The organism is Streptomyces cellostaticus (assembly GCF_001513965.1).
In the GTDB taxonomy this organism is placed as follows: domain Bacteria; phylum Actinomycetota; class Actinomycetes; order Streptomycetales; family Streptomycetaceae; genus Streptomyces; species Streptomyces cellostaticus.
This window is the reverse complement of record NZ_KQ948019.1, coordinates 18,096-34,538: the sequence shown is the minus strand read 5'-3', so window position 1 is coordinate 34,538 and position 16,443 is coordinate 18,096. Positions and strand designations below refer to the sequence as shown.

Annotated in this window: 16 protein-coding genes and 1 pseudogene; 11 read left to right on the top strand and 6 right to left on the bottom strand. The window is 71.1% G+C overall.

The annotated features are described in order from the left end of the window. Positions 1-11: 11 nt before the first annotated feature. From AQI88_RS11665 to AQI88_RS11650, 4 genes and pseudogenes are all read left to right on the top strand, one after another. Positions 12-236: pseudogene (locus AQI88_RS11665) on the top strand (DMT family transporter); the annotation flags it as partial. 21 nt (positions 237-257) lie between these two features. After that, on the top strand, positions 258-773 hold the full coding sequence (locus tag AQI88_RS11660; RefSeq protein WP_066996251.1) for an NUDIX hydrolase: 516 nt from the start codon (positions 258-260) through the stop codon (positions 771-773). A 21-nt stretch (positions 774-794) separates the two neighbouring features. After that, positions 795-1,187, top strand: coding sequence for a YidH family protein (locus tag AQI88_RS11655; protein WP_066996248.1), 393 nt, complete (start codon positions 795-797; stop codon positions 1,185-1,187). Beyond that, the gene (locus AQI88_RS11650; protein ID WP_066996245.1) at positions 1,175-1,495 is read left to right on the top strand and encodes a DUF202 domain-containing protein; all 321 of its coding nucleotides are present in this window, start codon (positions 1,175-1,177) and stop codon (positions 1,493-1,495) included. Before AQI88_RS11655 ends, AQI88_RS11650 begins: the two co-directional genes overlap by 13 nt. A 20-nt stretch (positions 1,496-1,515) precedes the next feature. Here the strand turns inward: AQI88_RS11650 and AQI88_RS11645 are convergent, their stop codons facing one another. Then, positions 1,516-2,466 (bottom strand): NADP-dependent oxidoreductase, encoded by a 951-nt coding sequence (locus AQI88_RS11645; protein WP_066996242.1) that lies wholly within the window; start codon positions 2,464-2,466, stop codon positions 1,516-1,518. Between the two features lie 116 nt (positions 2,467-2,582). Here AQI88_RS11645 and AQI88_RS11640 point away from each other — a divergent pair, with 116 nt between their 5' ends. The 3 genes from AQI88_RS11640 (at position 2,583) to AQI88_RS11630 (ending at position 5,296) form a co-directional block, all read left to right on the top strand. After that, on the top strand, positions 2,583-2,882 hold the full coding sequence (locus AQI88_RS11640) for a hypothetical protein (protein WP_066996239.1): 300 nt from the start codon (positions 2,583-2,585) through the stop codon (positions 2,880-2,882). Between the two features lie 170 nt (positions 2,883-3,052). Next, the gene (locus AQI88_RS11635) at positions 3,053-4,075 is read left to right on the top strand and encodes a phosphotransferase family protein (protein WP_066996235.1); all 1,023 of its coding nucleotides are present in this window, start codon (positions 3,053-3,055) and stop codon (positions 4,073-4,075) included. 6 nt (positions 4,076-4,081) lie between these two features. Then, complete coding sequence (locus tag AQI88_RS11630) at positions 4,082-5,296, top strand: acyl-CoA dehydrogenase family protein (protein WP_066996232.1); 1,215 nt, start codon at positions 4,082-4,084, stop codon at positions 5,294-5,296. Positions 5,297-5,350: 54 nt separating this feature from the next. Here AQI88_RS11630 and AQI88_RS11625 read toward each other — a convergent pair whose 3' ends face one another. The 3 genes from AQI88_RS11625 to AQI88_RS11615 are packed head-to-tail and all read right to left on the bottom strand — an operon-like array spanning position 5,351 to position 8,419. Further along, a complete protein-coding gene (locus AQI88_RS11625) occupies positions 5,351-5,944 on the bottom strand; it encodes a TetR/AcrR family transcriptional regulator (protein WP_066997132.1) in 594 nt (197 codons plus the stop codon). Positions 5,945-5,969: 25 nt separating this feature from the next. Then, the gene (locus AQI88_RS11620) at positions 5,970-7,649 is read right to left on the bottom strand and encodes a class I adenylate-forming enzyme family protein (RefSeq protein WP_066997136.1); all 1,680 of its coding nucleotides are present in this window, start codon (positions 7,647-7,649) and stop codon (positions 5,970-5,972) included. Continuing rightward, the gene (locus AQI88_RS11615; protein WP_066996229.1) at positions 7,646-8,419 is read right to left on the bottom strand and encodes an SDR family oxidoreductase; all 774 of its coding nucleotides are present in this window, start codon (positions 8,417-8,419) and stop codon (positions 7,646-7,648) included. Before AQI88_RS11615 ends, AQI88_RS11620 begins: the two co-directional genes overlap by 4 nt. A 184-nt stretch (positions 8,420-8,603) precedes the next feature. On the opposite strand from AQI88_RS11615, the gene AQI88_RS11610 reads away from it, so the two are divergent. Together AQI88_RS11610 and AQI88_RS11605 are read left to right on the top strand one after the other, a co-directional pair. Continuing rightward, positions 8,604-9,824 (top strand): exo-beta-N-acetylmuramidase NamZ family protein, encoded by a 1,221-nt coding sequence (locus AQI88_RS11610; protein ID WP_066996226.1) that lies wholly within the window; start codon positions 8,604-8,606, stop codon positions 9,822-9,824. Between the two features lie 82 nt (positions 9,825-9,906). Next, positions 9,907-11,187 (top strand): serine-threonine protein kinase, encoded by a 1,281-nt coding sequence (locus AQI88_RS11605; protein ID WP_066996223.1) that lies wholly within the window; start codon positions 9,907-9,909, stop codon positions 11,185-11,187. A gap of 29 nt (positions 11,188-11,216) precedes the next feature. Here the strand turns inward: AQI88_RS11605 and AQI88_RS11600 are convergent, their stop codons facing one another. Next, positions 11,217-14,006 carry a penicillin acylase family protein gene (locus AQI88_RS11600; RefSeq protein WP_066996220.1) on the bottom strand — a complete coding sequence of 930 codons (2,790 nt, stop codon included), beginning with the start codon at positions 14,004-14,006 and terminating at the stop codon, positions 11,217-11,219. Positions 14,007-14,262: 256 nt separating this feature from the next. Here AQI88_RS11600 and AQI88_RS11595 point away from each other — a divergent pair, with 256 nt between their 5' ends. Both AQI88_RS11595 and AQI88_RS11590 read left to right on the top strand, forming a co-directional pair. Then, the gene (locus tag AQI88_RS11595; protein ID WP_066996216.1) at positions 14,263-14,865 is read left to right on the top strand and encodes a hypothetical protein; all 603 of its coding nucleotides are present in this window, start codon (positions 14,263-14,265) and stop codon (positions 14,863-14,865) included. Positions 14,866-14,987: 122 nt separating this feature from the next. After that, positions 14,988-15,752 carry a 3-keto-5-aminohexanoate cleavage protein gene (locus AQI88_RS11590; RefSeq protein WP_066996213.1) on the top strand — a complete coding sequence of 255 codons (765 nt, stop codon included), beginning with the start codon at positions 14,988-14,990 and terminating at the stop codon, positions 15,750-15,752. Here AQI88_RS11590 and AQI88_RS11585 read toward each other — a convergent pair. After that, complete coding sequence (locus AQI88_RS11585) at positions 15,698-16,435, bottom strand: hypothetical protein (RefSeq protein ID WP_066996210.1); 738 nt, start codon at positions 16,433-16,435, stop codon at positions 15,698-15,700. The genes AQI88_RS11590 and AQI88_RS11585 overlap by 55 nt on opposite strands. Between the last annotated feature and the right edge of the window lie 8 nt (positions 16,436-16,443).

Sequence of the window (16,443 nt, the reverse complement as noted above, 5' to 3'; positions counted from 1 at the left end):
CCTGCTTGGAGCTGCGCATGTCACTGCCCGCGCTCACCGCCGCCCAGCCGCTCGCCGGGATCCTGTGCGGGGTGGGCTTCCTCGGCGACCGACTGCGCACCGACACCGGGGCACTGGCCTGGGAAGCGACCGGGCTCGCAGCGATCGTCACGGGCATCCTCCTCCTCGGCCTGCACCCGGCGATGCCGTCCGGGACGACGCAGGCGGAACCCGCCCGGGACCTGCAACGACGCTGAGCCTCCTGCTTGGATACGGGCATGAACCCTGCTGACGAGATCCTCGACATCGTCGACGAGCACGACCGGGTCGTCGCCCAGGCCCCGCGCGGCGAGGCGTACGCCCGGGGCCTGCGCCACCGGTGCGTCTTCATCCAGGCCCGGGACGCGGCCGGACGCCTCTTCGTCCACCGCCGCACCGCGACCAAGCTGGTGTTCCCCTCCCTCTACGACATGTTCGTCGGCGGTGTCGTCGGAGCCGGCGAGACCTACGACGAGGCGGCGCTGCGGGAGGCGGAGGAGGAACTGGGGGTGACGGGTCTGCCCCGGCCGGCGTATCTCTTCAAGTTCCTGTACGACGACGGGACCGGGAAGAGCTGGTGGTCGGCGGTGTACGAGGTGCGGTGCGAGCTTCCGGTACGGCCCCAGGCGGAGGAGGTCCAGTGGTACGACTTCCTGCCCGAGGACGAGATGGAGCAGCGGATCGGCACCTGGGAGTGGGTTCCGGACGGGCTCGCGGCGTACGAGCGGCTGAGGGCGTTCCGCTCCGCTCGCTGACGCCCCGGTAGGGTCCTGCGCGTGATCGAATTCGTGCGGAACCTCCGGCTCTGGTTCGCGCCGGAGCAGGTACGGCAAGAGGGCAGCACCCCCGACTACCGCTTCTCGCTGGCCAACGAACGCACGTTTCTGGCCTGGCTGCGGACCGCGCTCGCGCTGATCGGCGGCGGATTCGCGGTGGACCAGTTCCTGCCGGACCTGCGCTGGGCGTGGCGGGTCGGCCTCGCGCTCGCCCTGCTCGGCGCCGGTGTGCTGTGCTCGCTGCGCGCGGTGAACCACTGGGTGCGCTGCGAGCAGGCGATGCGGCGGGGCGAGGACCTGCCGGCCTCCCGGTTCCCGGCGGTGCTGAGTCTGGTGGTGGCGGTGGTGGCCGTCGCGATGGTCGTGGTGGTGCTGGTCGGATGGGCGGGGTGAGCACGGGGGGCCGGGATCCGGGGCTCCAGCCGGAGCGGACCCGGCTGGCCTGGCGGCGCACGACGCTGTCGAGCACCGTGGCGGCTGTACTCGCCGTGAAGACCGCGCTGCACGCCGGGACCTCGGCCGGGTTCGTGGTGTGCGCGCTGTGCTGCGCGCTCTGGCTGGGCTTCCTGTGGGTGGCCCACCACCGCATCCGTGCCCTTACGACGAGCCCCCGCCCGGCCGCGCTGGCGCCGCGTCACGCGACGGCGGCGGTGCTGTGCGCGGTGGCGATGGCGGTGTGCGCGGCCGTACTCGTGGTCTAGCCGCGGTCTAGCCGGGTCTTTCAGGAGGCGCTCTCCTCGGCCTCCCAGTCCACCGTCACCACGATCTTGCCGCGGGTGCGCCCCTCCTGGCTCAGGCGGTGTGCGTCCGCCGCCCGCTCCAGCGGGAAGGCCTCCTGGACGTGCACGGACACGGCCCCCTGTTCCGCCAGCTCGGACAGGTGCTTCAGGTCCTCGGTGTCGGGGCGGACGAAGCAGTAGCGGCCGCCGTAGCTCACCACCTCGGCGTCGGCGATGGATGCGAGCCGGCCCTCGGGGGCGAGCAGGTTGGCGGAGGCCTTCAGCGTGTCGCCGCCGATGGTGTCGAAGGCCGCGTCCACGCCCTCGGGAGCCAGCGCGCGCACCCGGTCGGCCAGGCCCTCGCCGTAGGTCACCGGCTCGCCGCCGAGGCCCCGCACGAAGTCGTGGTTGTGCTCGCTCGCCGTGCCGATCACCCGGGCGCCCAGGTGGACGCCGATCTGGACGGCCAGCGAGCCGACCCCGCCGGCCGCCGCGTGCACGAGGACGCTCTCGCCGCGCTTGACCTCGAGCGCCTTGACGAGGACCTGGTAGGCGGTCAGCCCCGCGAGCGGCAGCCCGGCGGCCTCCTCGAAGGACAGGTTGCGCGGCTTGCGGGCCAGGGTGCGCACGGGTGCGGCGACGTACTCGGCGAAGGTGCCCCGGGACAGGAAGTCCTCGCGCACGTAGCCGATGACCTCGTCGCCGACGGAGAACTCCGTCACCGAGGCGCCGGGCTGCACCACCACTCCGCTGACGTCCCAGCCGGGGACCACCGGGAAGACGGCGTCCAGGACGGTGTCGAGATAGCCCTCGCGGCACTTCCAGTCGACCGGGTTGACGGCCGCCGCGCGCACCTTGACCAGCACCTGGTCGGGGCCGACCTTCGGGTCGCGCACCTCGCCGTACTCCAGCACCTCGGGTCCGCCGTAGCGGCTGTAGCTGATGCCCTTCATGCCCACGACCCTCCGGGGTACTCGTGCGCCACGCAACCGGGATGCCCCGATATGCACCATTCGCATGGCAGCCTTTTCCGACGTCATCACCCTGTACCCACCCGAAGGCGAGCACCATGACCACCCTCCACCAGGAACACACCGAGCACGGCACGCACAGCCACGGCCCGGGCTGCGGACACACCGCCGTACCGCACGGCGACCACCTCGACTACGCCCACGACGGTCATCTGCACCGCGAGCACGGCGGCCACTGGGACGAGTGCGAGCCGGCCGGCCACACCGCACACGAGGGCCACGAGCACGTGCACCACGACGAGTGCGGGCACGCGCAGGTGCAGCACGGCGACCACGTCGACTACCTGCACGACGGGCACCGGCACGCCGAGCACGGGGACCACTGGGACGACCACTGACCCGGCGCGAGGCAGGGGCCGACGGCTCCCCGGCACAGCATGCCGGGGAGCCGTCGGCTTATCGTGGCTCCGGTCACGTTTCCCGTCACATTCGACGTATGCACTGGACGGCATACCGACCGGTCGGCATCATGAGTCGGGTCCTGTTCACCCGTTCGTTGGAGTGATGTATGAGCGCCGACCACCCGCCCGGACTCGATCTCGACCGGCTGCGCGGCCTGCTCGACCGTGAACGGCCCGGCCTGGTGGGTGGCCCGCTGACCGGCCGGCTGATCGAGGGCGGACGGTCGAACCTCACCTACGCGCTGACCGACGGCACCTCGAAGTGGGTCGTCCGGCGGCCGCCGCTCGGCCATGTGCTGGCCACCGCGCACGACATGAAGCGCGAGCACCGGGTGATCAGCGCGCTGCACCCGACCGAGGTGCCGGTCCCCCGCCCAGTGCTGCTGTGCGAGGACGAGGAGGTGCTCGGGGCTCCGTTCTACGTCATGGAGTTCGTCGAGGGCACCCCGTACCGCACCGCCCACCAGCTCGCCCCGCTGGGCGAGGAGCGCACCCGGAACGCGGTGCTGTCCCTGGTGGACACGCTGGTCGGGCTGCACGCGGTGGATCCCGCCGAGGTGGGCCTTGCGGACTTCGGCCGGCCCGAGGGCTTCCTGGACCGGCAGCTGCGCCGCTGGGGCAAGCAGCTGGACGCCTCCCGCAACCGCGACCTGGCCGGCATCGACGAACTGCACGCGGCCCTCGGGCGCGCCCTGCCCACGTCCCCGGCCCCGGCCGTCGTCCACGGCGACTACCGCCTCGACAACGTCCTGATCGGTGACGACGACCGGATCAAGGCGATCCTCGACTGGGAGATGTCGACCCTCGGCGATCCGCTGACCGACCTGGGCCTGCTGGTGATGTACAGCCGGCCGCTCGGGATGTCCGACTCCCCCGTGTCCACGACCGCCGAGGCCCCGGGGCACCCGTCCCCGCAGGAGCTGATCGAGCGGTACGCCGCGCGCTCGGGGCGCGACGTCTCCGCCGTCTCCTGGTACACGGCGTTCGCGTGGTTCAAGCTCGCCGTGATCCTGGAGGGCATCCACTACCGCTACACGCTGGGCCAGACGGTCGGCCGCGGCTTCGACCGCATCGGCGACCTGGTGCCCGTCTTCATCGACCACGGACTGACCACTCTTCAGGAAGGCTGACCGGACATGGACTTCGCGTTCGACGCGCGTACGCAGGAGCTGCGCGGCAAGCTGCTCGCCTTCATGGACGAGTACGTCTATCCGGCGGAGGCGGTGGCGGAGGAGCAGCGGGCCGCGCTGGCGTCCCCCTGGGACACCCCGGCCGTGGTCGAGGAGCTGAAGGCCGAGGCGCGCAGGCAGGGCCTGTGGAACCTCTTCCTGCCGGACGCCGAGTACGGCGCCGGGCTCACGAACCTCCAGTACGCCCCGCTCGCCGAGATCACCGGCCGCTCCCCGCAGCTCGCGCCGACTGCTCTCAACTGCGCGGCACCGGACACCGGCAACATGGAGGTGCTCACCCAGTTCGGCGACGAGCGGCAGAAGAAGCAGTGGCTGGAGCCGCTGCTCGCGGGTGAGATCCGCTCGGCGTTCGCGATGACCGAGCCGGACGTGGCCTCCTCCGACGCCACCAACATCACCACCCTCATCGAGCGGGACGGCGACGACTACGTCATCACCGGCCGCAAGTGGTACATCTCCGGGGCGATGAACCCCGACTGCAAGATCTTCATCGTGATGGGCAAGACGGACCCGGAGGGGCCGGACATCCGCCGCCAGCAGTCGATGGTCCTGGTCCCGCGCGACACCCCGGGCGTCACCGTGAAGCGCGCGATGCAGGTCTTCGGCTACGAGGACCACTACCACGGCGGCCACGCCGAGGTGATCTTCGACCACGCGCGCGTGCCCGTCGCCAACCTGATCGGCGAGGAGGGCGGCGGCTTCGCCATCGCCCAGGCCCGGCTCGGCCCCGGCCGCATCCACCACTGCATGCGGCTGATCGGCATGGCGGAACGGGCGATCGAGCTGATGTGCCGGCGGGCCGTGTCCCGTACCGCGTTCGGCAAGGCGCTGGCCCAGCAGGGCGTGGTCCACAACTGGATCGCGGACGCCCGGGTGACGGTCGAGCAGCTGCGGCTCCTCGTCCTGAAGACGGCCTGGCTGATGGACACGGTCGGCAACCGGGGCGCGCACACGGAGATCCAGGCCATCAAGATCGCCACGCCCCGTGCGGTGGTCGACATCATCGACCGCGCGATCCAGCTGCACGGCGCGGGCGGCATGAGCCAGGACTTCCCGCTGGCCGAGCTGTACGCGGGCGCGCGCACCCTGATGATCGCCGACGGCCCGGACGAGGTGCACCAGCGGTCGCTGGCGCGGCGGGAGCTGAAGAAGTACCTCTAGGAGGAGCACATGTAAGGGGCGGCCGCTTGTGCGGTCGCCCCTTACATATTGCTGTCAGGGCCGCAGCGCGCGCAGCAGCAGGTCCGCCAGGTGGTCGGCGACCTGCTGGGGCGTGAGGGGGCCGCCCGGGCGGTACCACGTCGACAGGTGGTGCACGGAACCGAAGTGGTAGTCCACCACCAGGTCGGCGGGGGTCGCCGTGGAGAAGACGCCCTCGCGCTGGCCCTCCTCGATGAGCGCGCGGAAGCGTTCGTGGTAGCGCCGGCGCTCGGCGCGCACCTGCTTGTTCTTCTCCGGGCTCAGATGGTGCATGGAGCGGAAGAAGATCATGGCGTCGTCGAGGTTGTCGATCGTCGTGACGACGACGTCCGCCGCCGCGTCTCTCAGCCGCTTCTCCACGGGCGCGTCCATGCCGGCGAAGTGGTCCAGCCGCTCCTGCTGGACGCGCAGCACGCGCGCGTACACCTCGTGCAGAAGGTCGTCCTTGGAGCCGAAGTAGTGGTACAGCGCCCCCTTGGTGACGCCGGCCGCCTCCACGATCTCCTGCACCGAGGTGCGGTCGTAGCCCTGCTCGGCGAAGAGGCGGGTGGCGGCGTTCAGCAGCCGCTGCGGAACGGGCGTACCGTCTCCGTCCGTCGTCCTGGGCACTGCCGCCACCTGCCTTTCCGTCGTTCTACTGAGTGTCGCTGCTGCTGCCCCGCGCGTGGGAACGCAGTTCCCGACGGAGGATCTTCCCACTCGCCGTCTTGGGCAAGTCGGGCAGGATCTCCACCTGGCGCGGGTATTTGTAGGCGGCCAGTCTCTCCTTGCAGTACATCGCGAGTTCATCCGGGTCCGCCTCGGCGCCCGGACGGAGGCTGATATAGGCCCTGACGGTCTCCCCGCGGTAGCCGTCGGGGACGCCGACGACGGCCGCCTCGCGCACCGCCGGATGGGTGTAGAGGACGTCCTCGACCTCCCGCGGCCACACCTTGAACCCGGACGCGTTGATCATGTCCTTCTTGCGGTCCACGACGTACAGCCAGCCCTGCGGGTCCATGAAGCCGATGTCGCCGGTGCGCAGCTCGCCGTCCGGGAAGGTCTCGGCGGTGGCCTCGGGGCGCCGCCGGTAGCCGGGGACCACCTGGGGCCCTCGTACGACGATCTCGCCCTGTTCGCCGAGGGGGACCTCCTCGCCCAGCTCGTCCACGATCCGCACCACCGTGTCCGCGCCGGGCAGGCCGACGGCCAGCGTCCCGGAGACCGGGTCCACGGGGGCCTCCAGGCCGGGCGGCACGGAGGCGCAGGGGCCGGTGCACTCGGTGAGGCCGTAGCCGACGCGGATGTACGGCCCGAAGCGCTCGCGGAACCTCTCCACCAGGGCCGGCGGCACGGGGGCGCCGCCCGAGGAGATGTTCACGAAGGAGGCGAAGTGCTCCCGGGTGACGTCCGGATGGGCGGCGAGAGCCATGTAGGCGGTGGAGGGGCCGACCGTGTAGTGCGGGCGGTGCTCGGCGAACGCCTCCAGGACGACGCCGGGCTCGAAGCGGTAGGTGAGCACCAGGGTGCCCGCGCTGTTCAGACAGGCGCCGAACTGGCACACCATGCCGGTGATGTGGAACAGGGGGGCCAGCGCGTAGTAGACGGGCCCCTCGGGCAGGCCGAGGCCCGTCTTCTGACGCTCGGCGTTGTGCATGATGTTGCCGTGCGTGTTGGTGGCGCCCTTCGGGGTGCCGCTGGTGCCCGAGGTGTAGCTGATCAGGGCGATGTCGTCGGGGCGCGGGTCGCGGCCCTCGGGCGCCTTGCCGCCCTGCCGGGCGACGGTGACCAGGTCGTCGGCGTCGGGGGCCTGGGGCAGCCGCTCGAAGGTGAGCACGCGCGCGTCGTCACGCGTCTGGAAGTCCAGCTCGCACCCGGTGAGCACGATCCGCACCGGTGAGTCGGCGGCCGTGTCCCGCAGGTACTCCTCCCAGGCCCGGTCGGAACAGATCAGCGCGGCGACCTCGCCGTCCCGCAGGACGTGGGCGACCTCGCCCGACTTGTACATCGGGTTGACGGGCACGACGGTCGCGCCCGCCTTCCAGGCGCCGAGGACCGCGAGCACGAAGTGCGGGGAGTTCTGCAGGAGGACGGCGACCCGGTCGCCGCGCTCCAGACCGCGCCCGGCGAGGTGGGCGGCCACCGAGTCGCTGAGCTCGTCGGCCTCGCGGTAGCTCAGCCGGGCGTCGAAGTAGGCGAGGAAGGTGCGGTCCGGGGCCTCGGCCACCGCGGCGCGCAGGGCGTGCACGAGCGAGTCGGCGGGGTCGACGGGCCCGCGCTGGACCTCGTCGAGCAGGGTCAGCCAGGGCCGGGCCGCGTACGGGGAGGCGCTCACCGGGTGGCCTCCCACTTCTGCTGGATGTGGTTCATGCCGGCCAGCCAGCGGTCGGGGGTGGTGGCCCGCGCCTGGTAGTACTCGGCGACCTCGGGGTGCGGCAGGATCAGGAAGCGGTCCTCCTCGATGCCCCGGACCAGGGCGTCGCCGACCGCCTCCGGCTCGATCGCGGTGGGGTGGAGCACCAGGTCGCCCGCGCTGCCGGTGGCGGCCAGCATGTCGGTGCGGACGCCCTGGGGACAGATGGCGTGGACCTTGAGGCCCCGGTGGCGGTAGGTGAGGGACAGCCACTCGGCAAAGGCCAGCGCGCCGTGCTTGGTGACGCTGTAGGAGGGGGCACCGATCATGGTGAGGAGTCCGGCGGCCGAGACCGTGGAGACGAACCGGCCGCGACCGCGCTCCAGCCAGTCCGGCAACAGCACATGGGCGGCCCGGACGTGCGCCATCACGTTGACGTCCCAGGACAGCGCCCAGGACCTCTCGTCGAGGGACTCGCCGGCACCCGCGTCCTCGAAGGCAACGCCCGCGTTGGCGCAGTAGACGTCCACGGTGCCGCCGAGCGCGTCACGGGCGTCGCCGACGATCGCGGAGGCGTCCCCGGGCACGGCGATCTGGCCGATCTCCTCCGCCACAGCCTTCGCCTTGTCGGCATCCAGGTCGTTGACGACCACCCGGGCCCCCTCGGCGGCGAACCTGCGGGCCAGCGCGGCCCCGATCCCACCGCCCGCTCCGGTGACGACCACTCCCGCATCCTGCACGGCTTCCACCATCGGTCTCCTTCGACATGGTGCGAATCGGCTCAGCGACAGCCAGACTAACCAGTCGGTATGTGTAAAAGGAAGGGTGACTGCCCCAACCTAAGGGGCGCGGGGCGGTGTCCGATATGCGGCTCCGCCGCGCGTGCGCGAGCAACCACTGACGGCCTGCACCTTCCCCACAGACGGAGGTCACCCCATGCGCCTGTCCAGACGGAACCTTCTCGCATCGGCCACGATCGCAGCTGTTCCGGTGACACCCCAGCACCGCGAGCCACTGCACACCGGCTTCGAGCGCCTCGCAGCCGACGGCTATGCGCTGCTCTCCGGCCAAAAAGTCGGGATCGTCACCAATCCCACCGGCATCACCAAGGACACCCGCCACATCGTCGACGTCATGCACGAAGACCCCCGCGTCAAGCTGACGGCAGTCTTCGGCCCGGAGCACGGCTTCCGCGGCACCGCCCAGGCAGGCGGCTCCGAGGGCCGCTACGACGACCCGGCGACCGGCCTGCCGGTCTACGACACCTACCTGAAGAGCGGCCGGCCGCTGGCCGACATCTTCACCACCTCCGGAGTCGACACGATCGTCTTCGACATCCAGGACGTGGGAGCACGCTTCTACACGTACATCTGGACGCTGTACGACTGCATGGAGGCGGCCCGGCTCGCGGGCAAGAAGTTCGTCGCGCTCGACCGCCCGAACCCGGTGACCGGCCGCTTCGCCCAAGGCCCCGTCCTGCACAAGGAGTTCGCCACCTTCGTCGGCCGCCAGCCCATCGCGCAGGCGCACGGCATGACGGTCGCCGAGCTGGCCCGGCTGTTCAACGGGGAGTTCCTGAGCACGCCGGTCGCCCTGGAGACCGTCCTGATGACGGGCTGGAAGCGCGCGCAGTTCTACGACGCCTTTGGCCTGCCCTGGGTGCCGCCGAGCCCGAACATGCCGACCCCGGACACCGCGTTGGCGTACTCGGGCACCTGCATGTTCGAGGGCACCAACCTCTCCGAGGGGCGCGGCACGACCCGGCCCTTCGAACTCCTCGGCGCCGACGGCATCGACGGTCGGTGGGCCGCGACGGTCAGTGAACTCGGGCTGCCGGGCGTGCGGTTCCGGGAGGCGTACTTCGCCCCCACCTTCTCCAAGTTCCAGGGCGAGACCATCGGGGGCGTACAGGTCCATGTGCACGACCGGGCCGCCTACGACCCCGTACGCACCGGGATCGCGCTGCTGGTGACCGCCAGGAAGGTCTGGGACGGCTTCGCCTGGCGCTCGGACCACTGGATCGACAAGCTCACCGGCTCCGCCCGGGTGCGGACGATGATCGACGCGGGAGCCGGCACGGAGGAGGTGGCCGCCGCCTGGCAGGACGAGCTGGCGGCGTTCCAGGGCATTCGAAAGAAATATCTGCTCTACAAGTGACCCGCGTTGTATGGCCAACTCTGCCCCGCCGCAGGACGATACGCCCACATCGCATCGTTTCGGGGGGACGAGGGAGCCTGGCATGGCGGAGCCTGGGATGAGCGTGACTCCCTACTGGGAGCTGACCTTCGACGCGGACGGGGACGTGGACGGCCCCGAACGGGATCGGCTGCTGGCGCAGGTCACGGACCAGGGTGTCCGTGACCTGATCGTCTTCGCACACGGCTGGAACGAGGACCGTTCGGGCGCGACGGCGCTGTACCGGAGTTTCTTCGCCCCGATCCCGGCGCTCGCCCCGAAGGCGCGGATCGGGTACGTGGGCGTGATCTGGCCGTCGATGCGGTTCTGCGACGAGCCGATCCCGGACTTCCCCAGGTCCGTTGCGGCCGTGGCGGCTCAGGCAGCACCGGGCCCGGCGCTGGACAAGGACACCCGGCGCGCCCTTCTGGCGGCCTTCCCGGGCCGGGCCACCGTGCTCGACCAGCTGGCCCGGATGCTGGACGAACAGCCCGCCGGGGACCAGGGGCCGGCGGAGTTCGGGCGGCTGGTGCGGCTGCTGGTCGAGACGCCCGAGCCGTGCGCCGCCTCGGACACCTCACAGGAAGGCGAGCCCCTCGTGTTCGGCGGGGACCCGGCGACTGCCTGCGAGGAGTTCGCCGACGCCCTGAGCGGGCTGCACGCCGAGTTCACCCTGCCGAACCCTTGGGAAGGCGCGAAGGAACTGCTGCGGCAGGCTGCGTACTACACGATGAAACGGCGGGCCGGGACGGTCGGTGAACACGGACTCGGGCCCCTCATCGGGCAGTTGGCGGCCTCCGGTGTGCGGGTGCATCTGGTCGGGCACAGCTTCGGCGGACGGCTGGTGGCGTTCGCGCTGCGCGGGCTGCCCGAGGGGGTGCGCGCGGTGAAGTCCGTGACGCTGCTCCAAGGAGCCTTCTCGCACTATGCGTTCGCGGCCCGGCTGCCGCACGACCCGGACACCGCTGGTGCGCTCAAGGACCGGCAGAAGCGGATCGACGGCCCGCTCGTGTGCTGCTACTCGCACTTCGACGCGGCGCTCGGCACCTTCTACCCGCTCGCCTCGCGCCTCGCGGGGGCCGACCACTCGGTCCTGGGTGTCGACATCGCGGCCGTGCTGGGCTCCGAGTGGGGAGCCATGGGGCATGACGGGGTGCAGGCGGTACCCGGGACCGCCGGACTGGACCTCGCCGCGGCCCTGCGCGGGCCCCTGCCCGCGTCGGGGTGCGTGAACGTCGACGCGGCCGCGGTCGTCCGGCGCGGAGGCCCGCCGGCCGGGGCGCACAGCGACATCCTGCACCCCGAGCTGGCGCGGGTGGTGCTGGCGGCGGGCCGTATCGCCTGACCCGCCGCCCGCACCGCCTCAACGATGCCTCAGCGGTGTGAGGTGTACTCCACGACCTGCTGGAAGGTCGGCCGGTTCTGCCAGCTGATCTTGCCGTGTTTGATGCCGCCCAGGGTGCGCTGGTTGATCGAGTCGGCGCACCACTGGTCACCGGCGGAGCACAGATCGTCGCCCGGGTAGACCTGGGCGGCGGTCAGCCCCGCCGCCTGCTTCAGGGTGCTGATCAGGATGTCCCGGCAGGCGCTGAGGCTGCCGCCGCCGCAGTACTGCTGCGCGAGGCCGCCCTGCACGGACTCACCGAGCACCGCCCGGATGTCCTTGTCGACATAGCTCCACCAGCCGTACTGGAACGAGCTTCCGGCGTGCGAGCCGGTCGGACCGTGTCCGGCGGACGGGGCCTCGTCCACGGGCAGGTTGCCGGTGAACGCGGTGTACAGGTCGCTGCCCAGGCCGGGCTCGAACTCCGCCTTCACCAGCTGGGGCCACCAGGCGTCCAGGATGCGGATCGCGTCGGCGTTGGCGTACGTCTTCGAACCGGCCGAGGTCTCGGTGCGCTTGGCGCCCGCGGTGATCCACGCCTGGAGCTTGCTCACCGCGTCGGCGGCCGTCGAGTCGGTGACCGGGGAGGAGTTGATCACCTTCAGCAGCTTGGGCAGCACGTCCTCGGCGCGCAGGTCCGCGAGGGCCGCGTCCGCCATGGCCTGCACCAGCTTCGTACGGGTCACCCCGCCGGCCGCGACCAGCTTCTTCACCCGGTCCTCGAGGAGGTTGCCGCGGTGCACGGAGCCGTCGCCCCAGGACGCGGTCGTGTAGTCCTTGGCCTGCTTGTTGTTCCAGGAGATGTAGTAGTCCTGGTCGACCGAGTTGGGGTGGGCGGAGGCCGGGGTGTAGTCGGCCGTGTTGGTGGCCGGGTCCCAGTTCTGCCACTCGTACGCGGGCTGCGCCCACAACGGGAACTCGGCGTCGACACCCTGGGCCCGGACCGGGTTGTCACCGCTGTTGTAGTACGCGGTGTGCTGGGAGTCGGCGTAGAACCAGTTGAAGGTGTAGTTGATGTGCTGGGCCGCGCTCTGGAAGTCCTTCGGACCCTTGACGTAGCCGGGGTCGTTCAGCATCTGGAAGCCGATGATCGAGTCGGCCTCGTGCAGGTAGGAGGAGCGCAGGGTGGTGTAGGCGACCTTCTTGCCGCCGACGCTCGCACGGTACTCCACCGGCCCGTACTTCGTCCGCCAGACCCGCATGGTGTACGACCCCGCCGCGGTGCCGTCGGCGGTCGTCGGCTTCCACGCGTTCTTCTGCTCGACCTTGTCCATGGCGGTGCAGGTGCCGCGGTACAGGTAGTGGTAGTCGTCCTGGCACAGCTCGACGGCGTAGGTGTCGATGATGTCCTGGCCCGAGGTGGTCGCGCTCCAGGAGTAGTCCTGGCCGCGGCCCAGCTCGACGTACATGCTCAGGCCGGCGAAGGAGGCGCCGCGGGCGCTGATGCCGGGGCCCTGGATCTCCTGGAGCATGAGCAGCTGAGGGGCGAAGTAGCCGGTCTGCGGTCCGAAGACGGCGATCGGGTGGCCGCCGGCGGTGTACTTTCCGCTGACCACGAGGGCGTTGGACATGCCGCGCCTGGCGGAGCTGAGCGTGGTCTTGGCGGCCGCGGTGGACGTGGTCTTGGCGCTCGCGGTGGCGGCGCTGCCGGTGCGGTCGTAGACGAGCGGCTCCTGGGTCACCGAGCCGGCGTCGGGCAGAGCCTCGCCCTTGGGGGCGTCGGGCTTGGACGCGTAGGGGAAGCTCTCGCCGTCGTGGACGGTGAGGGCGGCCTCGGCGTCGTTGCGCTCACGGAAGGACTCCCAGACCTTGGTGCCCTGCTCCACGCCGTACTTGGACTGGGCGGCGATCAGGGAGAGGGCGTTGTTGACCTCGCCGCCCCCGCCGGAGCCGAAGAGCGATCCGATGACCGAGGCCAGCGCCACGAGGTCGGTGACCTTGAAGTGGTCTATGGTGCCGGCGTTGGTGATCGCATCCTTGTGGCCGGTCAGGACGTACTCGCCGGGGAAGTAGCGCCCGCTGCCGGAGGCGTCGATGTAGGAGTTGATGCCGTCGAGATAGGCGTTGGCGTCGGCGAGGGCCTGCTGGCCGCGGGCGCCGTTGCCGGCCACGGCGTTGTCGATCTGCGCCTGGAGGTCGGCCTCGGTGTACGGCGCGTTGCGGTAGAACTCCTGCTCGAGGCCCTGGTTGGCGGCCGCGCCTCCGGCGAAGGTGGTCAGCTGGCCACGGCCCACGTGCCGGAAGACGTCCATCAGCCACAGCCGGTCCTCGGCTGCCGCATACCCCGCGCCGAACTCGGTGCCGTACCGGGTGGTGCCTGTGATGTGCGGCACACCGGCCTTCTTGTCCCGGACGATGGTCACGTCAGTGCGGCCGGCCGGCTTCTCGGTGGAGGCCACCTGGTCGGAAGGGACGCCGAACGAGGCGTCGTTGAAGAAGGTGTTGATCTTCGCGTCGGTGAGGCCCGAGTAGCCGGTCGCCAGGTTGGCGTAGGGGCCGAGCTGGTCCTCGGCGTGCGAGGGCTGGGTGCCGAAGGCCTGGTTGAGGAGGATCTGGGCGAGGGTCGCGTTGCCGTTCTCGCCGGGCGGCAGGATGTCCGAACACTGTCCGCCGCAGTAGTCGTTCGAGGCGGTGGCGCTCTCCGCCGCCGCGGCCCGGGTGAGCGGGGAGAGCAGGCCGGCGATCAGAACGCATACGGATGCCGCTTTCAGGAACCCGGTGCGCTTGCGGGGAGTTCTCAGTTTGTCGAACAACACGTTGCGTGGGGTGCGCCGTGGCATGGCAGCTCCTCCCGACGGGGGTGGGCCGGACGTTACCGCCGGTATCCCCGGGATTGAAGATGAACATGCGTCAAGTTTTGGAGTCACTGGAGTCGGTGCCCGGCGGTCAACCCGGGGCGCCTTATGGGAGGGCATCGGAAATCGGATGGAGCCGGATCGCGTGTCGATACGTCTACTCGGCGACGTCGCGCGGAACTCGTACGGCGACACCGAAGTGACCGAAACGCGGACGCAGATGTGACGGAGGTGCAAGGCGATGGCCGGATTCCGAAGTCTGGCGAGACAGGTGCGCGATCCACGGTGTGATCTGGCACTGCGACGCTACTCACTGCGCAAGTGCCTGGAGCGGTTCGCTCCTTACGGGCACCGGGCGACCTGGGACCATCTGTGCTCCCGGGCCGGTTTCGGTCCGGAGGACCGGTCCCCCGATCCGGTGCGGCTCGTGGCCGCGCTGGAGGAGCTGGAGGAGGCGCGGGCGGTCTGGCTCGGCTACGAGGCCGAGTTCGCCGAGCGCCGCAAGAAGGAGAAGCACGACGGGCTGCGCCGGCCGGGCAGTGTGGACGACTGGCACCGGCTGACCTGGGGCGGGTTCGGGGTCGCCTGGTGCGACGACCCGCGGGTCCACCCCGACGAGCCCCTGGCCGAGGTGCTGCGCCGGATCATCGCCGCGCTGAACCGTGAACCGGGTTCGGCCTGCCCGGTGTGCGGCGGCGAGCGCCTCGTGTGGAAGTACGGCCTGGACCACGAGCCGTCGTCCGGTCCGGTCTGCACGGACTGCGGGATCCTGGTGCCCCGGCCCGTGCTCACGCCCCAGGCACTGGCATACGCCAGGCGGGGGCGGCTGCTGATGTCGGCCTGATCAGCAGGGGGGTGGAACCGGGGGGTGCGCAGGGGGATGCCGCACCCCTTGCCGTGACCTGCCGTGGGCCGTTGCGGGACACGTCGCGGGGCGTTGTCAGTGCCGGCCGGCACCATCGAGGCATGGTGCAGGTGTGTCTCAACGGGCGCCGCTCGGCCGCCGACGGCGCGTGCGTGCCGTTGTCCCCGGAGGAGCTGGCGCGGTCCGCGGCCGAAGCCGTCGCGGCCGGGGCCACGGAGGTTCATGTCCATCCCAAGACGCCGTGCGGGCGCGACAGTCTGTCCCCGCGCGTGGTCGAGCCGGTGATCGACGCGATACGCGGCCGGGTGCGTGTGCCGGTCGGCGTGACGACGGGGGCCTGGGCCGCACCCGACCCCGCGGTCCGGTTCGCACGCATCCGCTCCTGGTCGGTGCTGCCCGACTTCGCCTCGGTCAACTGGCATGAGCCGGGCGCCGAGGAGGTCGCCGAGCAGCTCCTCACCATGGGCATCGGCGTGGAGGCGGGCATCTGGTCCGGCACGGACGGGGCGGCCCGGTTCGCGGCCTCGCCGCTCGGCCCGAAAGTGCTGCGGGTGCTCGCGGAGGTGACCGACCCGGACCCGGCGACCGCGCAGGCGTCGGCGCACGCTCTCCTCGCCCGCCTCGGTGACGCACTCCCCCACTCTCGGCTTCGCTCGAGCGGGAGGTACCCCCATCGTCCGGTCCTGCTGCACGGCGAGGAGGGCGGCACCTGGCCGGTGCTGAGGCTGGCCGGACGACTGGGCCTGGCCACCCGCGCAGGCCTGGAGGACACCCTGTTCCTGCCGGACGGTGAACGGGCTGCGTCCAACGCTCAGTTGGTGTCGGAGGGACTGGCCCAGTACGGGTCGTTCCAGCGCTCCTCGTAGGTCAGGCCGACGAGCCGGGCACGGGTCGCCAGGTCCGGCTCGCCCTGGGCGTGCAGCCGGCCGGAGGCGTGCCGGGCGAGCCAGGACCGGAGCTCGGCGACGCCTTGGGCCTCGTCGTCCCGGATCCACCAGGTGAACGGCCAGCGGTCGGTGATCAGGTCGTACAGCCACGAGCCCGCGCAGCCGACGAGGTGGGTGTCCGCGACGGGATGCGGCTCCCACCGGTCGAGCAGCGGGGTCATGGTGCGCAGGATCGAGGCACAGGTCTCGAACACGTCCTGCACCGGACAGGGCGGGTCGGGGGTGATGAGCACGTCGTCCCACCAGGCGAGCACGAACGACTCGACGGCCGAGGCCTGCTCGGTCGGCCAGGAGCGCCAGTCCACCCGGCTCAGCCCGTGATATCCGTGGTAGCCGATGCCGCCCAGGCTGCCGTCGGCCATCGCCTGCGCGCACTGCGGCAACAGGCGTCGCATGACGGCGGCGTGGTCCTCGAAGTGGTCGGGCACCTTGTAGACGAAGCGGCGCAGCAGGCCGGTCGGGAGCCTGGTGTACGGAGTCCGCAGAAAAGCCGTCTCCTCGGGTGCGAAGCAGCGCTCGCAGCCGGTCTCGGCGGGGCTGGCGAAGCCGTTGAAGACGGTGCCGATGTCCGCCAGGGCAGCGGCGAGGGCGGGCGTGGGCATGGGAGTTC

Excerpts from the sequence above, each read along its gene's own strand:
- AQI88_RS11660 (WP_066996251.1), top strand. The coding sequence starts at position 258 with ATGAACCCTGCTGACGAGATCCTCGACATCGTCGACGAGCACGACCGG.
- AQI88_RS11650 (WP_066996245.1), top strand. The coding sequence starts at position 1,175 with ATGGGCGGGGTGAGCACGGGGGGCCGGGATCCGGGGCTCCAGCCGGAG.
- AQI88_RS11645 (WP_066996242.1), bottom strand. The coding sequence starts at position 2,466 with ATGAAGGGCATCAGCTACAGCCGCTACGGCGGACCCGAGGTGCTGGAG.
- AQI88_RS11640 (WP_066996239.1), top strand. The coding sequence starts at position 2,583 with ATGACCACCCTCCACCAGGAACACACCGAGCACGGCACGCACAGCCAC.
- AQI88_RS11635 (WP_066996235.1), top strand. The coding sequence starts at position 3,053 with ATGAGCGCCGACCACCCGCCCGGACTCGATCTCGACCGGCTGCGCGGC.
- AQI88_RS11630 (WP_066996232.1), top strand. The coding sequence starts at position 4,082 with ATGGACTTCGCGTTCGACGCGCGTACGCAGGAGCTGCGCGGCAAGCTG.
- AQI88_RS11615 (WP_066996229.1), bottom strand. The coding sequence starts at position 8,419 with ATGGTGGAAGCCGTGCAGGATGCGGGAGTGGTCGTCACCGGAGCGGGC.
- AQI88_RS11610 (WP_066996226.1), top strand. The coding sequence starts at position 8,604 with ATGCGCCTGTCCAGACGGAACCTTCTCGCATCGGCCACGATCGCAGCT.
- AQI88_RS11605 (WP_066996223.1), top strand. The coding sequence starts at position 9,907 with ATGGCGGAGCCTGGGATGAGCGTGACTCCCTACTGGGAGCTGACCTTC.
- AQI88_RS11600 (WP_066996220.1), bottom strand. The coding sequence starts at position 14,006 with ATGCCACGGCGCACCCCACGCAACGTGTTGTTCGACAAACTGAGAACT.
- AQI88_RS11595 (WP_066996216.1), top strand. The coding sequence starts at position 14,263 with ATGGCCGGATTCCGAAGTCTGGCGAGACAGGTGCGCGATCCACGGTGT.
- AQI88_RS11590 (WP_066996213.1), top strand. The coding sequence starts at position 14,988 with ATGGTGCAGGTGTGTCTCAACGGGCGCCGCTCGGCCGCCGACGGCGCG.
- AQI88_RS11585 (WP_066996210.1), bottom strand. The coding sequence starts at position 16,435 with ATGCCCACGCCCGCCCTCGCCGCTGCCCTGGCGGACATCGGCACCGTC.